At 63.1% G+C, this 15,032-nt stretch carries 16 protein-coding genes; 4 read left to right on the top strand and 12 right to left on the bottom strand.

The annotated features are described in order from the left end of the window. Positions 1-159: 159 nt before the first annotated feature. The 4 genes from lafA (B2U07_RS15170) (at position 160) to B2U07_RS15155 (ending at position 3,689) form a co-directional block, all read left to right on the top strand. Positions 160-996 carry a lateral flagellin LafA gene (gene lafA / locus B2U07_RS15170; protein ID WP_197857724.1) on the top strand — a complete coding sequence of 279 codons (837 nt, stop codon included), beginning with the start codon at positions 160-162 and terminating at the stop codon, positions 994-996. Positions 997-1,136: 140 nt separating this feature from the next. Next, positions 1,137-2,048: a lateral flagellin LafA gene (gene lafA / locus B2U07_RS15165; protein ID WP_296277218.1), complete on the top strand. Its 912-nt coding sequence runs from the start codon at positions 1,137-1,139 to the stop codon at positions 2,046-2,048. Between the two features lie 340 nt (positions 2,049-2,388). Continuing rightward, positions 2,389-3,225, top strand: a complete 837-nt coding sequence (locus B2U07_RS15160) for a winged helix-turn-helix domain-containing protein (RefSeq protein WP_296277217.1) — start codon at positions 2,389-2,391, stop codon at positions 3,223-3,225. Further along, complete coding sequence (locus B2U07_RS15155) at positions 3,222-3,689, top strand: hypothetical protein (protein WP_296277216.1); 468 nt, start codon at positions 3,222-3,224, stop codon at positions 3,687-3,689. Before B2U07_RS15160 ends, B2U07_RS15155 begins: the two co-directional genes overlap by 4 nt. 18 nt (positions 3,690-3,707) lie before the next feature. On the opposite strand, the gene B2U07_RS15150 is transcribed toward B2U07_RS15155, so the two are convergent. From B2U07_RS15150 to pstB, 12 genes are all read right to left on the bottom strand, one after another. Beyond that, a complete protein-coding gene (locus B2U07_RS15150; RefSeq protein ID WP_296277215.1) occupies positions 3,708-4,649 on the bottom strand; it encodes a flagellar motor protein MotB in 942 nt (313 codons plus the stop codon). Continuing rightward, complete coding sequence (motA, locus tag B2U07_RS15145) at positions 4,646-5,518, bottom strand: flagellar motor stator protein MotA (RefSeq protein ID WP_197857719.1); 873 nt, start codon at positions 5,516-5,518, stop codon at positions 4,646-4,648. The genes B2U07_RS15150 and motA overlap by 4 nt, the downstream gene beginning before the upstream one ends. A 1-nt stretch (position 5,519) precedes the next feature. Then, a complete protein-coding gene (locus tag B2U07_RS15140) occupies positions 5,520-6,254 on the bottom strand; it encodes a FliA/WhiG family RNA polymerase sigma factor (protein ID WP_197857718.1) in 735 nt (244 codons plus the stop codon). 41 nt (positions 6,255-6,295) lie between these two features. Continuing rightward, on the bottom strand, positions 6,296-6,772 hold the full coding sequence (locus B2U07_RS15135) for a flagellar basal body-associated FliL family protein (protein ID WP_296277214.1): 477 nt from the start codon (positions 6,770-6,772) through the stop codon (positions 6,296-6,298). Between the two features lie 27 nt (positions 6,773-6,799). After that, positions 6,800-7,897, bottom strand: a complete 1,098-nt coding sequence (locus B2U07_RS15130; RefSeq protein ID WP_296277213.1) for a flagellar hook-length control protein FliK — start codon at positions 7,895-7,897, stop codon at positions 6,800-6,802. 4 nt (positions 7,898-7,901) lie between these two features. After that, positions 7,902-8,219: a hypothetical protein gene (locus B2U07_RS15125; RefSeq protein ID WP_296277212.1), complete on the bottom strand. Its 318-nt coding sequence runs from the start codon at positions 8,217-8,219 to the stop codon at positions 7,902-7,904. After that, the gene (fliS, locus tag B2U07_RS15120) at positions 8,203-8,601 is read right to left on the bottom strand and encodes a flagellar export chaperone FliS (protein WP_197857714.1); all 399 of its coding nucleotides are present in this window, start codon (positions 8,599-8,601) and stop codon (positions 8,203-8,205) included. The genes B2U07_RS15125 and fliS overlap by 17 nt, the downstream gene beginning before the upstream one ends. After that, the gene (gene fliD / locus B2U07_RS15115; protein ID WP_275546583.1) at positions 8,601-9,896 is read right to left on the bottom strand and encodes a flagellar filament capping protein FliD; all 1,296 of its coding nucleotides are present in this window, start codon (positions 9,894-9,896) and stop codon (positions 8,601-8,603) included. Before fliD ends, fliS begins: the two co-directional genes overlap by 1 nt. A 1,243-nt stretch (positions 9,897-11,139) precedes the next feature. Continuing rightward, positions 11,140-12,036, bottom strand: a complete 897-nt coding sequence (locus B2U07_RS15110; RefSeq protein WP_296277211.1) for a peptidoglycan DD-metalloendopeptidase family protein — start codon at positions 12,034-12,036, stop codon at positions 11,140-11,142. Between the two features lie 201 nt (positions 12,037-12,237). Further along, the gene (locus B2U07_RS15105) at positions 12,238-13,149 is read right to left on the bottom strand and encodes a response regulator (protein ID WP_296277210.1); all 912 of its coding nucleotides are present in this window, start codon (positions 13,147-13,149) and stop codon (positions 12,238-12,240) included. Between the two features lie 135 nt (positions 13,150-13,284). Beyond that, positions 13,285-14,013 carry a phosphate signaling complex protein PhoU gene (gene phoU / locus B2U07_RS15100; protein ID WP_197857710.1) on the bottom strand — a complete coding sequence of 243 codons (729 nt, stop codon included), beginning with the start codon at positions 14,011-14,013 and terminating at the stop codon, positions 13,285-13,287. 179 nt (positions 14,014-14,192) lie between these two features. After that, a complete protein-coding gene (gene pstB, locus B2U07_RS15095) occupies positions 14,193-15,026 on the bottom strand; it encodes a phosphate ABC transporter ATP-binding protein PstB (protein WP_197857709.1) in 834 nt (277 codons plus the stop codon). Positions 15,027-15,032: the final 6 nt, after the last annotated feature.

The following is a 15,032-nucleotide window of genomic DNA, read 5'->3' as shown; positions in this document are numbered from 1 at the left end:
TCATGTCCCTGCTGGGCTGATCACGCGCTTAGCCGGCGCAAGGGACTGCGCCACACCCATTTCACCACTGAACGCCAGCGCCCTTAAGGCATTCGAGAAAACGGTCGCCCTGTATCTACAGCACCGCTTCCAGGCGTTCACGCACGAAGGAATACACTCATGGCTCTCTCGATTCATACCAACTACTCCTCGCTGGTTACCCAGACCAACCTGGGCAAGACCAACAACGCCCTGGGCACCAACCAACAGCGCCTGGGCACCGGCCTGCGCATCAACAGCGCCGCCGACGACGCCGCCGGCCTGCAGATCGCCACCCGCCTCAACGCACAGTCGCGCGGCATGGACGTGGCCATGCGCAACACTGGCGACGCCATCTCCCTGCTGCAAACCGCCGAAGGTGCGTTCAACGAAACCACCGACATCCTGCAGCGTATGAAGGATCTGGCCACCCAAGCGGCGAACGACACCAACTCTGCCGATGACCGCACCTCCCTGCAGTCCGAATTCGACGAGTTGGCCAAAGAGATCACCAACATCTTCAACAACACCAAATACGCGGGCGAAAACCTGTTCACCACCAAGCTCGCCGCCGCGGTCAGCTTCCAGATCGGCTCCAGCTCGGCAGAAACCCTGAGCTTTGACGTCAGCACCGATCTGGGCACCTTGGACACCACCCTCAATACCGACGTGGCCGCCCTGACCCTCGACACTGCAGCCAACGCCGGTGCGGCGATGACCGCGCTGGAAGGCGCGCTGGACGATGTCGGTGCGATGCGTGCCAGTTTCGGCGCCAACATCAACCGCCTGAACCACACCGCCAACAACCTGGCCAACATGAAGGACAACACCGACATGGCCAAGGGTCGCATCATGGATGCCGACTTCGCCAAGGAAAGCGCCAACATGACCAAGAACAGCATGCTGATGCAGTCCGGCATCTCCATGCTCAAGCAAGCCGGCCAGATGCCGGGCATGGTCATGTCCCTGCTGGGCTGATCACGGGCTTTCCAGGCGCAAGGGACTGCGCCACTCCACATGCACGACTAAACGCCGTCCGCCCTTAAGGCATTCGCGAAAACGGTCGCCCTGTTCCTACAGCACCGCTTCCAGGCGTTCACGCACGAAGGAATACTCTTATGGCTCTCTCGATTCATACCAACTACTCCTCGCTGGTCACCCAGACCAACCTGGGCAAGACCAACAACGCCCTGGGCACCAACCAGCAGCGCCTGGGCACCGGCCTGCGCATCAACAGCGCCGCCGACGATGCCGCCGGCCTGCAGATCGCCACCCGCCTCAATGCCCAGTCGCGCGGCATGGACGTGGCCATGCGCAACACCGGTGATTCCATCTCCCTGCTGCAGACCGCCGAAGGCGCCTTCAGCGAGATGACCGACATCGTCCAGCGCATGAAGGACCTGGCCACCCAGGCCTCCAACGCCACCAACAGCGGCGCCGACCTGATCGCCCTGCAAAACGAATACGACGAGCTCGGCAAGGAAATGGCCAACATCGTCAAAAACACCAAGTATGCCGGCGAGAACCTGTTCAGCAACGGCACTACCGTCGACGGCTCCAACGGCAAACTGTCCGCTGCAGTCAACTTCCAGATCGGCTCCAGCTCTGCCGAAACCCTGGAGCTGGACGTCAGCACCAAGCTGACCGCTCTGGGCACCTCCCTGGCGGCGATTTCCGATACCTACACCACCGCTGGAACTCCGGGTACCGAACTGGCCACCACTCAGGATCCGACCACTGCGGTCAACACCAACGCCAACGCGATGATCGATACGCTGAGCGACGCACTCGACGACATCGGCGCGCTGCGTGCCCAGTTCGGCGCCAACATCAACCGCCTGAACCACACCGCCAACAACCTGGCCAACATGAAGGACAACACCGACATGGCCAAGGGTCGCATCATGGACGCCGACTTCGCCAAGGAAAGCGCCAACATGACCAAGAACAGCATGCTGATGCAGTCCGGCATTTCCATGCTCAAGCAGGCCGGCCAGATGCCGGGCATGGTCATGTCCCTGCTGGGCTGATCCCGCGTCATCCAGGCGCAACGGATTGCGCCACACCCTCCGACGCCCCGCTCTCGCGGGGCGTTCTTCATGGTCCATCGGACCATCGCCATCTGTCGCCGCAATCGATCAACCGTAACAGCATTTCGGAATGATCGAGCCAATTCGCAATTCGCGTTGATCGTGCCCGTTTAACTGGCTGCCCGGTCGCTATCAGCCTTGAACGAGTTCAATTGTTGTCCTACAACTGCAATCAAAGCTATGGCACAAGACTTGCCACAGTATTTTCCTGACGCCAGAATGCCGACCCACTTATAGCCCGGACTTTCCAAACGGAAACACCGCTCGCCCCAAGGACCGCATGAATTCCAGCTCCGAAACGCCGCTCGCCGAGCCGGGAAGCAATATCGCCTGTCTGATCATCAGGACCGGACGAAGCGATTGCTATGCACACTTTTACCCGGCGCTGTATCAGCTGACCCTGGTTAAAAGTGGTATCGAGGAGAAGATCGACCTGGGCTACTCCGGTAGCCGCCTGCTCGAACGCCTGCTGCAGGAGCCCGGCGAGGTGGTGTCACGCGACGAGCTGATGAATCATGCTTGGGCCGACCGGGTCGTCGGCCAGGGCAGCCTCAACCAGCAGATCTACACCTTGCGCCAGATATTGGGAGACGAGAAAAGCCGGGAAATCATCCAGACCCTGCCGCGCCGCGGCTATCTGCTCAACCCCAACTATCTGGTCTATCCGCCGAGCATCGATGACATTGGCGAAGTCAGCGAACCACTCGATACCCCGGCCCCAGCACCCGCCTTTTTGCGCCGCCATAGCCGGCAGCGAACATCCTGGCTGATTCTGCTGAGTATCTTCGGCCTCATTGGCATCGCCCTGTTCATGGCGCTGTACAACATCAGCCAACCCAAGGATCTGCACAGTAGCGAAATGAACCTGGGCCCGCTGCACGTTCACTACATCGATCAAGACTCGCAGCGTCTGCAGCAGTTGATTCTGCAAACCCATGGCCTGACCAGCCGGCTTGCGGTTCTGGCCAGCAAGCCGGCGAGCCTGGTGCTGCGCCTGCATGGAGGCTTCTATGAACTGCTGTGCCTGCAGCCCAACGGTGGCGCGCGCTCGCTGATGCTGCACGAAAGCCAGCTGAATCAGGTGGCCGACCCCCAGTTGAGCAGGTGCCTGCCATGAGCAAGAGCAAGCAGTGCGGCATCAGCGGCGGCTGGTTGCTCACCATGTTCGCCACGGCTCTGACGATGCTGCTGGGCATGCTTGCCTTGTGGCTTAGCTTCATCTCTAGCGCGGAACTCGATGGTCGCTACCTGTCCACCGGCCAGGTGCAGTTGAGCAACGGGCGCGTACTGGACATCAGCCACAGCCTGCAGGTCAACGACGGTCGCTTCTATGCCATGACCCGGCAGGGCGACAGCATTCTGGAAACCTCGGGCGTGGTGGACTATGGCTTCCTTGGCAATTATCGATTGCGTGTCGAGGACGGCCAGGTCACCGGGCTGGCCAGCGAGATCGACGACGAGCTGGTGTTCAATCTGCTCTACGGCCGCCACAAGGGATCGACCATTCGCCTGACCAGCGTCGATGGCTGCCTCTACGCGCTGGAAACCCGGCAGGTCTATTGCCATGGGCGCAATCCTTAGCGCAAGAGGCACCACCGCTCAGGACTCCGGCAGGCTGAGCTGGACGCCTTCGGCGCGAACCTCGGCGCGCACCTGAGCCTCGCCGAACAGCTCGCGATACAGGCCTTCGGCCTGGCTGGTCAGCAACAGCAGCTCGATACGCCTATTGGCGCCGTTCTGCGGATCGTTCGGCAGCAACGGCATGCCGTCTGCCTGGGCCGCGACCTGCAGCACGTTGCCGGTCGGCAGGCCGGCTTCCACCAGCACGTTGCGCGCGCGCAGTGCGCGGTCGCCGGACAGGTTCCAGTTATTGTAGCCGCCGACCACGCCGCGATAGGGCATGGAGTCGGTGTGGCCGCTGATGATCAGGTGGTTGTCGACTCGCCCGAGGATACCGGCCAGACGCTGCAGCAGGGTTTCGAAATGCGCATTCAGATGGGAACTGCCGCGATTGAACATGAAACGCTGCTCATCGTCCTTGATCAGAATACGCAGCCCCTGAGGCACCACCTGCACTTCGATGTTGGCCTCGGCGTCGAGCTGCAGGGCCAGCTCCTTCATCAACGTGGCCAGCTCCTGCATCTGCAGCGACTCGCTAAAGTGCGGGCGACGCGGCTCGCCGGGCTGGCCCTCGGCAAGGGCTGCGCCGGGGTCTTCCTGCGGCGTGCGCGCGCGGTTCTCGGGGTCACGGCGCGGGGCGACCTGCACCGGCACGCCATCGAGTTCCAGCGGTGTGGTGCTGGTGCCGTCGAAAATGCCGGCGCCACCATCGACCAACGGATTGTTCAGCATGTCGGCATTGGCACGGCTGGCGTCCTGGGTCTGCGGCTGGATGATCCACAGCACCATGAACAGCGCCATCATGGCCATGGTGAAGTCGGCGAAGGCCACCTTCCAGGCACCGCCATGCGCGTCGTGGCCGCCCTTCTTGCCACGCCGCTTGACGATGATCTCGTGGCCGTCACCGCCGCGCTGTTTCATGCGGCGTCCCTTTCATCTTCGTAACGGTTGACCCAGATTTCCAGCTGCTTGAACGCGGGCTTGACGTCCTGCTCGATCAGCTTGCGTCCGGCATCCACCGCCAGCAGCGTGGGCTTGCCGGCGACATGGGCGACCAGAGTAGTGCGCACGCATTCGAGCGCCGACATCTCGGTCTTGATGCGCTGGCCCATGGCGCTCGACAGCGGGTCCATCACGCAATAACACATGAAGATGCCGAGGAAGGTGCCGACCAGCGCCGCTGCCACGTGGGCACCAATCTCGGCGACCGAACCGCCGATGTTGCCCATGGTGATGACGATGCCGAGGATCGCCGCGAGGATGCCGAAGCCCGGCATGGCCTCGCCGATCTTGTGCAACGAGCGCGACGGCTGCATCAGCACGTGCTCCATGGCTTCCAGCTCCTGCTCGAGGAAGCCTTCCAGTTCGTGCGCGCTGATCTTGCCCATGGCCATCAGGCGGAAGTTGTCGGCGATGAAGGCCATCAGGTTCTTTTCCTGACGGATCAGCGGGTACTTGCCGAACAGGTCGCTCTGCTCGGGTTCCTCGATATGCGCATCGAGTACCTTGAGGCCGCCGACGTCGACCATTTCCAGCAGCTCGTAGAGCATCATCAGCAACTGGCGCTGGAACTCCTCGCCACGCTTCTTGTAAACGAACACGCCCTTGATCTGGTGCAGCATATCCAGCAGCACGTCCTTGGGGTTGGCCACCACCAGGGCACCAAAACCTGCGCCGACGATGATGATCACCTCGGCCGGCTGCCAGAGCATGGCCAGCTCACCATGAGCCATGACGTAGCCACCCAGCACGCAGGCGACGATGATCAATGCACCTAATAACTTCTGCACCCTAGCCTCTCTCGTTCAGGTAGCGGCTGGCCTTGGCGATCGCCTGCTTGCTCAGCTGGCAGACGCGCGCGTCGCTCAGCTCCAGCACCAGGGCGATTTCCTTGAGGCTCAGCTCGTGTTGGTAGTAAAGGGTCAGCACCAGCCGTTCGCGCTCGCTGAGCTGACTCAGCGCCTGGGTCAGCAGGCGCTCCTTGAGCACCCGTTCCTCGACCGCGCTGCTGCCGCAGGCGAAACCCTCGTGACCGTTCTGCAGCAGTTCATCGAGGCTTTCGATGGCCTCGCAGGCATCGGCCTGGAGAAACTCCTGGTAATCCTTGGCGCTGATCCCGGCCGCCTGGAGGATCTCCTCCTCCTGCGGCACACGCCCCAGCTGCCGCGCCAGCTGGCGAATGGCATCGCGGATCTTGTGCGTCTGCTGGCGCACCTGACGCGGCCGCCAGTCCTGACGGCGCAGCTCATCGAGAATCGCGCCACGTATGCGCAAGGCGGCGAAACGACCGAACTGCTCGTCCGGCGTGCCGTAGCGGCGCAGGCACTCGAGCAGTCCCATCAGACCGATCTGCTCCATATCCTCGCGGTCGAGCACCTGGTTGGCCTGCAGCGCCAGCTGGCTGACGATGCGCTTGACCAGCGGCAGGTACTGCAACAGCCACTTCTGCTCGGCACCGGGGGCGAACAGCGCGGCACCGCCCTGTTCGGCGGCATAGCGGTAGTCGATGGCGCAGTTGGCATTCATGGATAGTCGGCTCCGGTTCCGGCGCAGTCGCTCGCTGCGCCCTACTGGACGATCAGCTTGCTGACCAGCACGCTGGCGAAGGGCTTCGCCAGTTTCTTGCTGGCGAAATCATCGGACAACACCCGCTCCAGGGTGCCTTGCAACTCGGGAATGGGCATGCCGCGCAGCTTCTCGAAGGTCATCGAGGACAGGTGCGCCACCACCGAATTGCGCACCATGGGGTCGATCTGCTCGAGCTTCTTCGGATCGGTCTCCAGGTCGGCCTGCAGCACCAGGTCGAGGACGAAATAATGCTCGCGGGTCTCGCCCTGCAGGCTGACGATCACTTTCTCGATGGGAAAGAAACGGTATTCGCTGCTGGCTTCTTCCTCTTCGCCGCCTGCATTGCCAGCGGAAATGCCAAGCACCGCCTGGCCAGTCTGCATCGACTTGAGCGTGGCGTAGTTGAAGATGCTGCCGCCGATCACCACCAGGGTATTGAAGATAACCAGCAGCAGGAGGATGCGCGGCATTGTCATGACTACTCTCGATTCACTAACGGGAAATTAAACGGTGACCAGCACATCGCTGGCCGATTCCGTGGCGCTGCGCTCGCCACCGCTCGGCAGCACCGCGGCTGCGGCCACAGCGTCTTCGGCGAGCCAGGCCTGAGCCTGCGCCTGTTGCTGCTGGCGCCCGCCCTGCGCATCGGCGGAGACCTGTACGTTGACCTGCACGAAGTTCTGCCCCACCAGCTCCTGACGCAGGCGCTCGCTGGTCTGCTGCAGCAGACGCGCCACATCGGCATTGGCCGCGGACAGTTGCACGCTGAGGCGGCCGGACTCGTGGCTGAGGAAGATTTCCAGGCTGCCCAGCTCCGGCGGGTCGAGGCGAATGGTGGCGTTCTGAATGCGCTGATTGATCTGCAGGTCGACATGCTCACGCAGGCTGGCCAGCATCTGTTCGCCCCACTGCGCCTGCGGCGCATGCAGCTTGAGCGGGCGCTCGGTCGCCAGCGGCGCGGCAGCGGCCGAGGTGGCGGCCGAGGTGGCGGCAGCGCTGCCTGGCATCGCCTTGTCGCTGTCCGTGCTGCTGCCCGGCAGGCGCTCGATCACCTTCAGCTCGACGACGTCATCCAGCACCAGCGGCGCGGCAGCCTGAGTCGCGGTCTCGGCCGTCAGCAGCGGCTTGGGCACTGCCAATGGGTCCGCGACTGGCGCTGGCGGCTGGCCGGGTGCGGTAGCGGTGGCAGCGCGCAACGTCTCCGCTGGCAAGCGCTGCTCACGAGACTGCACGTGCGCCTGGTCGAGGAGTGCGGCAGGTAACACGGCGGCCGGCTCGGCCTGTTCTTCCTGCACCTGTTCCTGCTCCTCCTGCACCGGCTCCGGCGCCTCGCGCGCCTCGATACGCACGGCCTGCTGCCCCAGCATGCCGGCCAGCCACTGCTCGGCATCCGCTTCGCTGAGATGGATGGCTTCGGGCGTCACGCTCAAGCCGGGCACCGCTTGCGCATCGGCAGCAGCGAAGCCCTGCACGGCCATCTGCTGATCGAACGGCCGGGTCGCATCGCCCGCGCTGCCAGCCTGGGCAAACCCCGACGGCAGCGTTTGCTCGGCGGAACCACTCGGGCTGACCCGAGCGTTGGCATTGATCAGTTGCAGCACCCTTTTATCTCCCGGCTTGATACAGATCGACGCGCATATAAGCACTGCGTCCTTCGGCGTATTCCAGATGCGTCAGCAACTGCCGACGCACCCGCTCGCATTCCTCGGCGCAGGCGTTGCGCGCCTGCCCGTGTAACTGGCGTAGTTGCTCCCTGGCCTCACGCACCTTGTCGCTCAGGCTCGGCAGAGCGGCCAGCAGTTGCAGACAGGCGCGAATCCGCGAGTCGATCTCGCCGATGCGCGTCCAGTCGCCCTGCTCCAGCGCTTGCGTCAGCTGGGCATGCAACTGCTGCAGCGCGCGCAGTTCACTTGCGCGTTGCATTCACGCTTTCCCAGCCTTCGCGCAGCACGCCGAGCAGGCCGACCACCTCGTCCAGCCCCTCCAGCGACAGGCTGACGCTGACGTCGGAGAGTCGATAGATGCAGTAGTCGTAAAGCCGCGCCAGACCCTGCACCAGCTCGCCGCCGTTCTCGTAATCGAGGGCGCCATTGAGGCCATTGAGGATGTTCAGGCACTTCTCCAGGGACTGGCCCTTCTGCTGGTAGCGCTTGGCCTCGATATGGCCACGGGCACGGGCCAGCTCGTCGAGCAGGCCGTCGAACAGCACCAGCACCAGTTCGTAAGGCGAGGCGGCGGCAGCGCGCGCCTCGAGATCCACTGTGCGGTAGCTGTCGTAACTTTCGTTGAGGTTGTAGGCACTCATCAGAACATTCCGTAGGTCTGTTCCATCGCCGCCATGGTCTGCATGAGACCGGTGTACTGGCGGAGATAGCGGGCGTAGTAGGAGTCGTACTGCTTCTGGATGGTGTCGAACTGCTGATCGACACGGCGCAGCTGGGTATTGAGGTTGTCCTTGCGGTCGGTCAGCAGGCCGCCGGCGCTGCTGGTGTAAGCCGCCAGGTTCTTGTCCAGGGTGTCGAGCAGGTTGCCCTTGTCGGTGAACAGCTTCTCGAAGCCCTCCGGGTTGGCTGCCACGGCCTTCTCGAAGCGCGCGTTGTCGATGGTCAGCTTGCCGTTGCGGTCGGCGGCGATGCCGAACTCGGTGAGGCTCACACCACCGAACGAGGTGCGCACCAACTGATTGAGCATGCCCTCGATGGCACGCACGCTGGCATCACCGGCCAGAACCCCACGACCGCCGCTCTCGCCGCCGCTGGCGGTGAGCGAATCGAAACTGGTCATCAGCGCGTTGAAGGCATTGACGAAGGTCTGCGCCTTTTCCTTGGTGGCTTTCTGATCCTGGCCGACTTCCATGGTCAGCGGTGCATCACCGCTCTTGTGCGCCTTGCTGAAGGTCAGGCTGACGCCATCGATGAGGTTGTCGAAGGTGTTGCTGGTGCTGGTCAGCTCGATACCCGTCTCACCGCCCAGGCGCACGATGGCGTCCTTGGCCACGGAGAGTTCCTGACGCCCGGCCACGGCCCCTTCGAACGCAGCATTGCCGCTGGCACTCAGGCTGATGGCCTGGTCGGCACCGGTCTTCTCGCTGGTCAGTACCAGGTTGACCTGGCCGTTGCTGCGCACCAGTGTCGCCTTCACGCCCTCGTTATCGGCGGCGGCGTTGATGGCCTTGGCCAGTTCGTCGAGGGTCGCGACGGTGCCGAGATCGATGTTGAACGAGCCACTGCCCTGACCGATGGTCAGGCTGCCGCTGCCGAGGTTGCCGTCCTGCAACCCCTGCAGGGCAACCTGGCTCTTGCTGGCCAGTTGCTGGACGAAGAAATCGTAACTGCCTGCCACGGCCTTGCTACCTACCGTGGCGCTGGCATAGCCCTCCTGGGTGAAGCTGGCGCTGTTGACCAGCATGCTGCTGCCGGCCAGCTTGAGACCGCTGGCGGCGCTCTTGAAGCTCTTCAGCGCAGTATCCAGCGTGGTCAGAGCATTGAGCTGCGCTTTGTAAGACGCCTGGTTGCGATTGGCCTTGGCCAACTGGCCCTGAACTTCGTACTGGGCCAGCTGGGTCGCCATGCTTTGAACGTAATCTGAATCGATAGCCATAGTCGGACACCCGTTTTCCTGTGAGATAGCAATAGCGGTGCCAACAAACTAAGCCATTGATATTAAAGGCTTTAAGCTAACCGCCAGGTGAAAGATCCTTTCCGCTCGCGCGGCGGCGAGCGACAAGCGGAAGGCTGACTTCCGCCCGTGTCGCGCGGGCCGCGGACGTACCCATTACACAGGCGACCCTGAGGGCATGCCGCTTAAGCGCAAGCGTCATGACACGGATGGTGTGACGGAGGTTCTGAAGGGTTTCTGCCCGTCCTGTTCGCGGACAAGTCCGCTCCCACAGAAGAGCCAGAACCTGGCAGCGCCCGATATGTGGGAGCGGTCTTGACCGCGAAGCTTTTCCGGCGTCCCCACAGGGTGGCGCCGGGCTGGATTGATAGCGATGCGGGGCGCGAAGGGTTATTCGCCGTCCATCCTCTTGTTCGCGGACAAGTCCGCTCCCACAGAAGAACCAGAACCTGCAGCATTCGATATGTGGGAGCGGTCTTGACCGCGAAGCTTTTCCGGCATCACCACTGCGTAGCGCCAGGGGCTGGAATGGATTGCGATGCGGGCGCGAAGGGTTATTCGCCGTCCATCCTCTTCGCGGACAAGTCCGCTCCCACAGAAGAGCCAGAACCTGACAGCACCCGAACTGTGGGAGCGGTCTTGACCGCGAAGCTTTTCCGGCATCACCACTGCGTAGCGCCGGGGGGCTTGAACGGATTGCGACGCGGGGCGCGAAGGGTTATTCGCCGTCCATCCTCTTCGCGGACAAGTCCGCTCCCACAGAAGAGCCAGTACCTGACAGCGCCCGAACTGTGGGAGCGGTCTTGACCGCGAAGATTTCCGGCGTCCCCACAGGGTGGCGCCGGGGTAGGAATGGATTGCGACGCGGGGGCGCGAAGCGTTATTCACCGCCCACCGTCTTGTTCGCGGACAAGTCCGCTCCCACAGAACTCCAGTACCTGACAGCGCACGAACTGTGGGAGCGGTCTTGACCGCGAAGCTTTTCCGGCATCACCACTGCGTAGCGCCGGGGGGCGTGAACGGATTGCGACGCGGGGCACGAAGGGTTATTCGCCGCCCATCCTCTTGTCCGCGGACAAGTCCGCTCCCACAGAAGAACCAGAACCTGCAGCATTCGAACTGTGGGAGCGGTCTTGACCGCGAAGCTTTTCCGACGTCCCCACGGGGTGGCGCCGGGGCTGGAATGGATTGCGATGCGAGGCGAGGCGAGGCGAGGCGAGAAGTGTTACTCGCCCCCGACGGCGAAATTGGGCAGGCTGTTGACCGGCTGGCGGAAGTTGAAGGGGATGGATTCGACAGCCAGACCGACGTTGCGCTGCACCACGAAGTGCAGGTGCGGGCCGGTGCTATTGCCGGTGTTGCCGGAGCGCGCCAGCAGGCTGCCGGTCTCCACGCGCTGGCCCTCGCGCACGCTGACCGAACCCTTCATCAGGTGCAGGTAGACGCCCATGGTGCCGTCGTCATGCAGGATGCGCACGAAATTGCCGGCCGGGTTGTTGCCACGGCCGCTTTGCTGGTTCTCGGTCTTGACCACCACGCCACCGCGCGCCGCGACGATGGGCGTGCCCTCGGGCATGGCGATATCCACCGCGTAACGGCCCTTGGGCGTGAAATGGCTGTAAGTGCCGTTGGCGCCCTGGGTCTGGCGGAAGGGGCCGCCGCGCCAGGGCAGCGGATAACGATGGATGCTCGGCTGCAGACGTGGATCGCCAAGGGCATAGCGCAGCCTGGGTTTGTAGCGCAGCGGTTTGGACACGTCCTGCGCCGTCAGCGTGGCCAGGCGGATATTGCTGCGCGGCGGCAGTACCCAGCGAATCGGTTTGTCCGGCGCGCCGATGGCGTTTTGCACCTGCTCCAGCTTCAGCTCGATTTCCACCGGCGCATAGAGGTCGTTGCGAACCAGCAGGGTTTCACCGGCTTCGTGCTTTCTGGTTTCCAACTTCACCTGGTTGTCCAGACGCTCGACCATGCGATCGTTGAACACGAACACCTGCGCGCCAGGCGCGGCCTGGTCGCTGTAGGTCACCACGCCGTTGTTGTCGACGTATTTGTAGATGGTCAGCGCAGCGGCCTGGCCGCAGAAGGCCAGCAGACTGCAGAGAATGATCAGACGCCCTAGCATAACGACTCGGATCTTATGGCTTTTTGATATCCGGGTTGTGAAGACTAGCAGCGCGGCACGGCACATGCGAGGTACCGGCCGTCAGGCTGTGAACCGGCTCACCGCCGCCGGTCGGATGAGCACCATGGACGGCAGCGGGTTGCACCGGCGCCATGGTGCTGGGGAAGCGTAGGCGGGTACAGCCCGCCGCGATCGCGCCGCTCAGGCGCCAGGGACGAAATGCTTCTGCGCCGTGCCGCGGGCGATCAGGCGTGACAGGTAGTCGAGCTTCTGCGGGTCGCGGTCGACGAAACGGAAGGTCAGCTGCAGCCATTCACTCTCGGGCTTGGGCTCGAACGCTGCCACCGCGTGCAGATAGCCATTGAGCCGTGCGGTTTCCGCCGCGTCGCCCTGCTCCAGGTCGAGCACCGCGCTCTCCAGAACCTGGGGCAACAGCTCAGTACGCTTGACCACCAGCAGCGCCTCCTTCAGGCTCAGCGCCTTGATCACACAGGCCATGCTGCCGGCCGGCAGGCGCAGCTGGCCCTGACCACGACCGGCCGGCGCCTTGCTGGCTGCAGCGGGTGCTGGCGCGGCGCTGGCCGCCGGCGCGGCTGCAGCAGGGGCCGGCGTCGGTGCGCTGGGCTTGACCACGTCAGCCTTGCCGCCGGTGAGTGCGGCCAGCGAGTCATTGGCGAAACCGCCGGTGCTGAGCATCTTCGGCGGCGCGCTGGCGGCCAGGGCCTGCAGCTTGCCGGCACGACTCAGCGCCTTCTTCACCTTGGTCACCAGTTGCTCGTTGGAAAACGGCTTGCCGATGTAATCGGAGACACCGGCCTGGATCGCCTGCACCACGTTCTCCTTGTCGCCACGGCTGGTGACCATGATGAAGGGCGTGGTTTTCAGGTTGTCCTGCTCGCGGCACCAGGTCAGCAGCTCGAGGCCGGACATCTCCGGCATTTCCCAGTCGCAGAGAATCAGGTCGACCACCTGACGGCTCAACATCTGCTGGGCCTTGCGGCCATTGATCGCTTCCTCGATCTGTACGCCGGGGAAGTTATCGCGCAGCCCTTTTTTGACCAGATCACGGATAAAGGTCGCGTCATCCACCACCAGCACACTGACTTTGCTCATCGGTTACTCCTGTACGAATGGCAGTAAGCATAGTCATGGCCAGTGGCCTAAGGCCAACGGAAAACGCCGGACGCACAACAAATCGCGCAAACGAAACGGCCCGGGAAATCCCGGGCCGTCGGTATGAAGCAGGCCTTACTCCTTGGGCTTGCCCTCGACCTCTTCGCGCATGCGGGTCAGGCCGATATGGCGCACATCGGTGCCGCGCACCAGGTAGATCACCAGTTCGGCGATGTTGCGCGCATGATCGCCGATGCGCTCCAGCGAACGCAGCGCCCAGATCACGTTGAGCACGCGGGAGATCGAACGCGGATCTTCCATCATGAAGGTGACCAGCTCGCGCAGCGCGGTCTTGTACTCGCGGTCGACGGTCTTGTCGTACTGCGCCACGGACAGCGCCAGGTCGGCATCGAAACGAGCGAAGGCGTCCAGCGCCTCCTGCACCATCCTGCGCACCTGATCACCGATATGACGGACCTCGACATAACCACGCGGCGACTCACCCTCTTCGCACAGCTGGATGGCGCGCTTGGCGATCTTGGTCGACTCGTCGCCGATGCGCTCCAGGTCGATCACCGACTTGGAAATGCTGATGATCAGACGCAGGTCGGAGGCCGCCGGCTGGCGACGGGCGAGGATGCGTACGCACTCCTCGTCGATGTTGCGCTCCATCTGGTTGATCTGGTCGTCGATCTCGCGCACCTGCTGGGCCAGACCGGAGTCGGCCTCGATCAGCGCGGTGACGGCGTCGTTGACCTGCTTTTCCACCAGGCCGCCCATGGCCAGCAGGTGGCTGCGCACTTCTTCCAGCTCGGCGTTGAATTGCTGGGAGATGTGCTGGGTAAGGTTGTCTTTATTGATCATTGGGTTCGCTCCGCGAAAGCTGCCGGCTTGGGTGACCATGGTGCGCACGGCGCACCCTACACGTTGAGTTTCAGCACTAAGGCCCTTGGAAAATGCTTTCTGGCGCGAAGGGCGCGCGCTGACAGTACGAGTAGTACGGCAAGCGCGCCCGACAAAGCCAGGGAGTATTTGCCATGGCCTTAGCCGTAACGACCGGTGATGTAGTCTTCTGTCTGCTTCTTGGCCGGGTTGGTGAACAGGGTATCGGTGTCACCGAACTCGATCAGCTTGCCCATGTACATGAATGCCGTGTAGTCGGAAACCCGCGCGGCCTGCTGCATGTTGTGGGTAACGATGACGATGGTGTACTTGCTCTTGAGCTCGTAGATCAGCTCTTCGACCTTCAGCGTGGAGATCGGGTCGAGCGCCGAGCAGGGTTCGTCGAGCAGCAGCACTTCCGGCTGCACCGCCACGGTACGGGCGATCACCAGACGCTGCTGCTGACCACCGGACAGGCCGAGGGCCGAGTCATGCAGACGGTCCTTGACCTCATCCCACAGCGCCGCGCTCTTCAGCGCCCACTCCACCGCCTCGTCGAGCACGCGCTTGCTGTTGATGCCCTGGATACGCAGGCCATACACCACGTTCTCGTAGATGCTCTTGGGGAAGGGGTTGGGCTTCTGGAACACCATACCGACGCGGCGGCGCAGCTCGGCCACGTCCTCGCCCTTGCGGTAGATGTTGCGCCCGTCGATGTTGATCTCACCTTCCACACGGCAACCGTCGACCAAGTCGTTCATGCGGTTGAAGGTACGCAGCAGGGTCGACTTGCCGCAGCCGGACGGGCCGATGAAGGCGGTCACGCGCTGCTTGGGGATATCCATCTTGACGTCGAACAGCGCCTGCTTCTCACCGTAGTAGAGATTCAGGCCCGGCACCTGGATGGCCACGGTCTCGGATGCCAGGTTGAGGCTTTGCTTGTCTCGGCCCAGGGCCGCGAGGTCGATACCGTGGGTAGCGTTTTCGTGTTGCATAAGTGC

Origin of the sequence: Pseudomonas sp. UBA7530, assembly GCF_002479365.1 — a bacterium.
Classification (GTDB): domain Bacteria; phylum Pseudomonadota; class Gammaproteobacteria; order Pseudomonadales; family Pseudomonadaceae; genus Aquipseudomonas.
The sequence above is the reverse complement of the archived record's forward strand: the minus strand, read 5'-3'. Positions and strand labels throughout refer to the sequence as shown.

What these genes read in the sequence shown, in the direction of transcription:
- lafA (WP_197857724.1), top strand. Translation starts at nt 160, where the DNA reads ATGGCTCTCTCGATTCATACCAACTACTCCTCGCTGGTTACCCAGACC.
- lafA (WP_296277218.1), top strand. Translation starts at nt 1,137, where the DNA reads ATGGCTCTCTCGATTCATACCAACTACTCCTCGCTGGTCACCCAGACC.
- B2U07_RS15160 (WP_296277217.1), top strand. Translation starts at nt 2,389, where the DNA reads ATGAATTCCAGCTCCGAAACGCCGCTCGCCGAGCCGGGAAGCAATATC.
- B2U07_RS15155 (WP_296277216.1), top strand. Translation starts at nt 3,222, where the DNA reads ATGAGCAAGAGCAAGCAGTGCGGCATCAGCGGCGGCTGGTTGCTCACC.
- B2U07_RS15150 (WP_296277215.1), bottom strand. Translation starts at nt 4,649, where the DNA reads ATGAAACAGCGCGGCGGTGACGGCCACGAGATCATCGTCAAGCGGCGT.
- B2U07_RS15140 (WP_197857718.1), bottom strand. Translation starts at nt 6,254, where the DNA reads ATGAATGCCAACTGCGCCATCGACTACCGCTATGCCGCCGAACAGGGC.
- B2U07_RS15135 (WP_296277214.1), bottom strand. Translation starts at nt 6,772, where the DNA reads ATGACAATGCCGCGCATCCTCCTGCTGCTGGTTATCTTCAATACCCTG.
- B2U07_RS15125 (WP_296277212.1), bottom strand. Translation starts at nt 8,219, where the DNA reads ATGCAACGCGCAAGTGAACTGCGCGCGCTGCAGCAGTTGCATGCCCAG.
- fliS (WP_197857714.1), bottom strand. Translation starts at nt 8,601, where the DNA reads ATGAGTGCCTACAACCTCAACGAAAGTTACGACAGCTACCGCACAGTG.
- fliD (WP_275546583.1), bottom strand. Translation starts at nt 9,896, where the DNA reads ATGGCTATCGATTCAGATTACGTTCAAAGCATGGCGACCCAGCTGGCC.
- B2U07_RS15110 (WP_296277211.1), bottom strand. Translation starts at nt 12,036, where the DNA reads ATGCTAGGGCGTCTGATCATTCTCTGCAGTCTGCTGGCCTTCTGCGGC.
- B2U07_RS15105 (WP_296277210.1), bottom strand. Translation starts at nt 13,149, where the DNA reads ATGAGCAAAGTCAGTGTGCTGGTGGTGGATGACGCGACCTTTATCCGT.
- phoU (WP_197857710.1), bottom strand. Translation starts at nt 14,013, where the DNA reads ATGATCAATAAAGACAACCTTACCCAGCACATCTCCCAGCAATTCAAC.
- pstB (WP_197857709.1), bottom strand. Translation starts at nt 15,026, where the DNA reads ATGCAACACGAAAACGCTACCCACGGTATCGACCTCGCGGCCCTGGGC.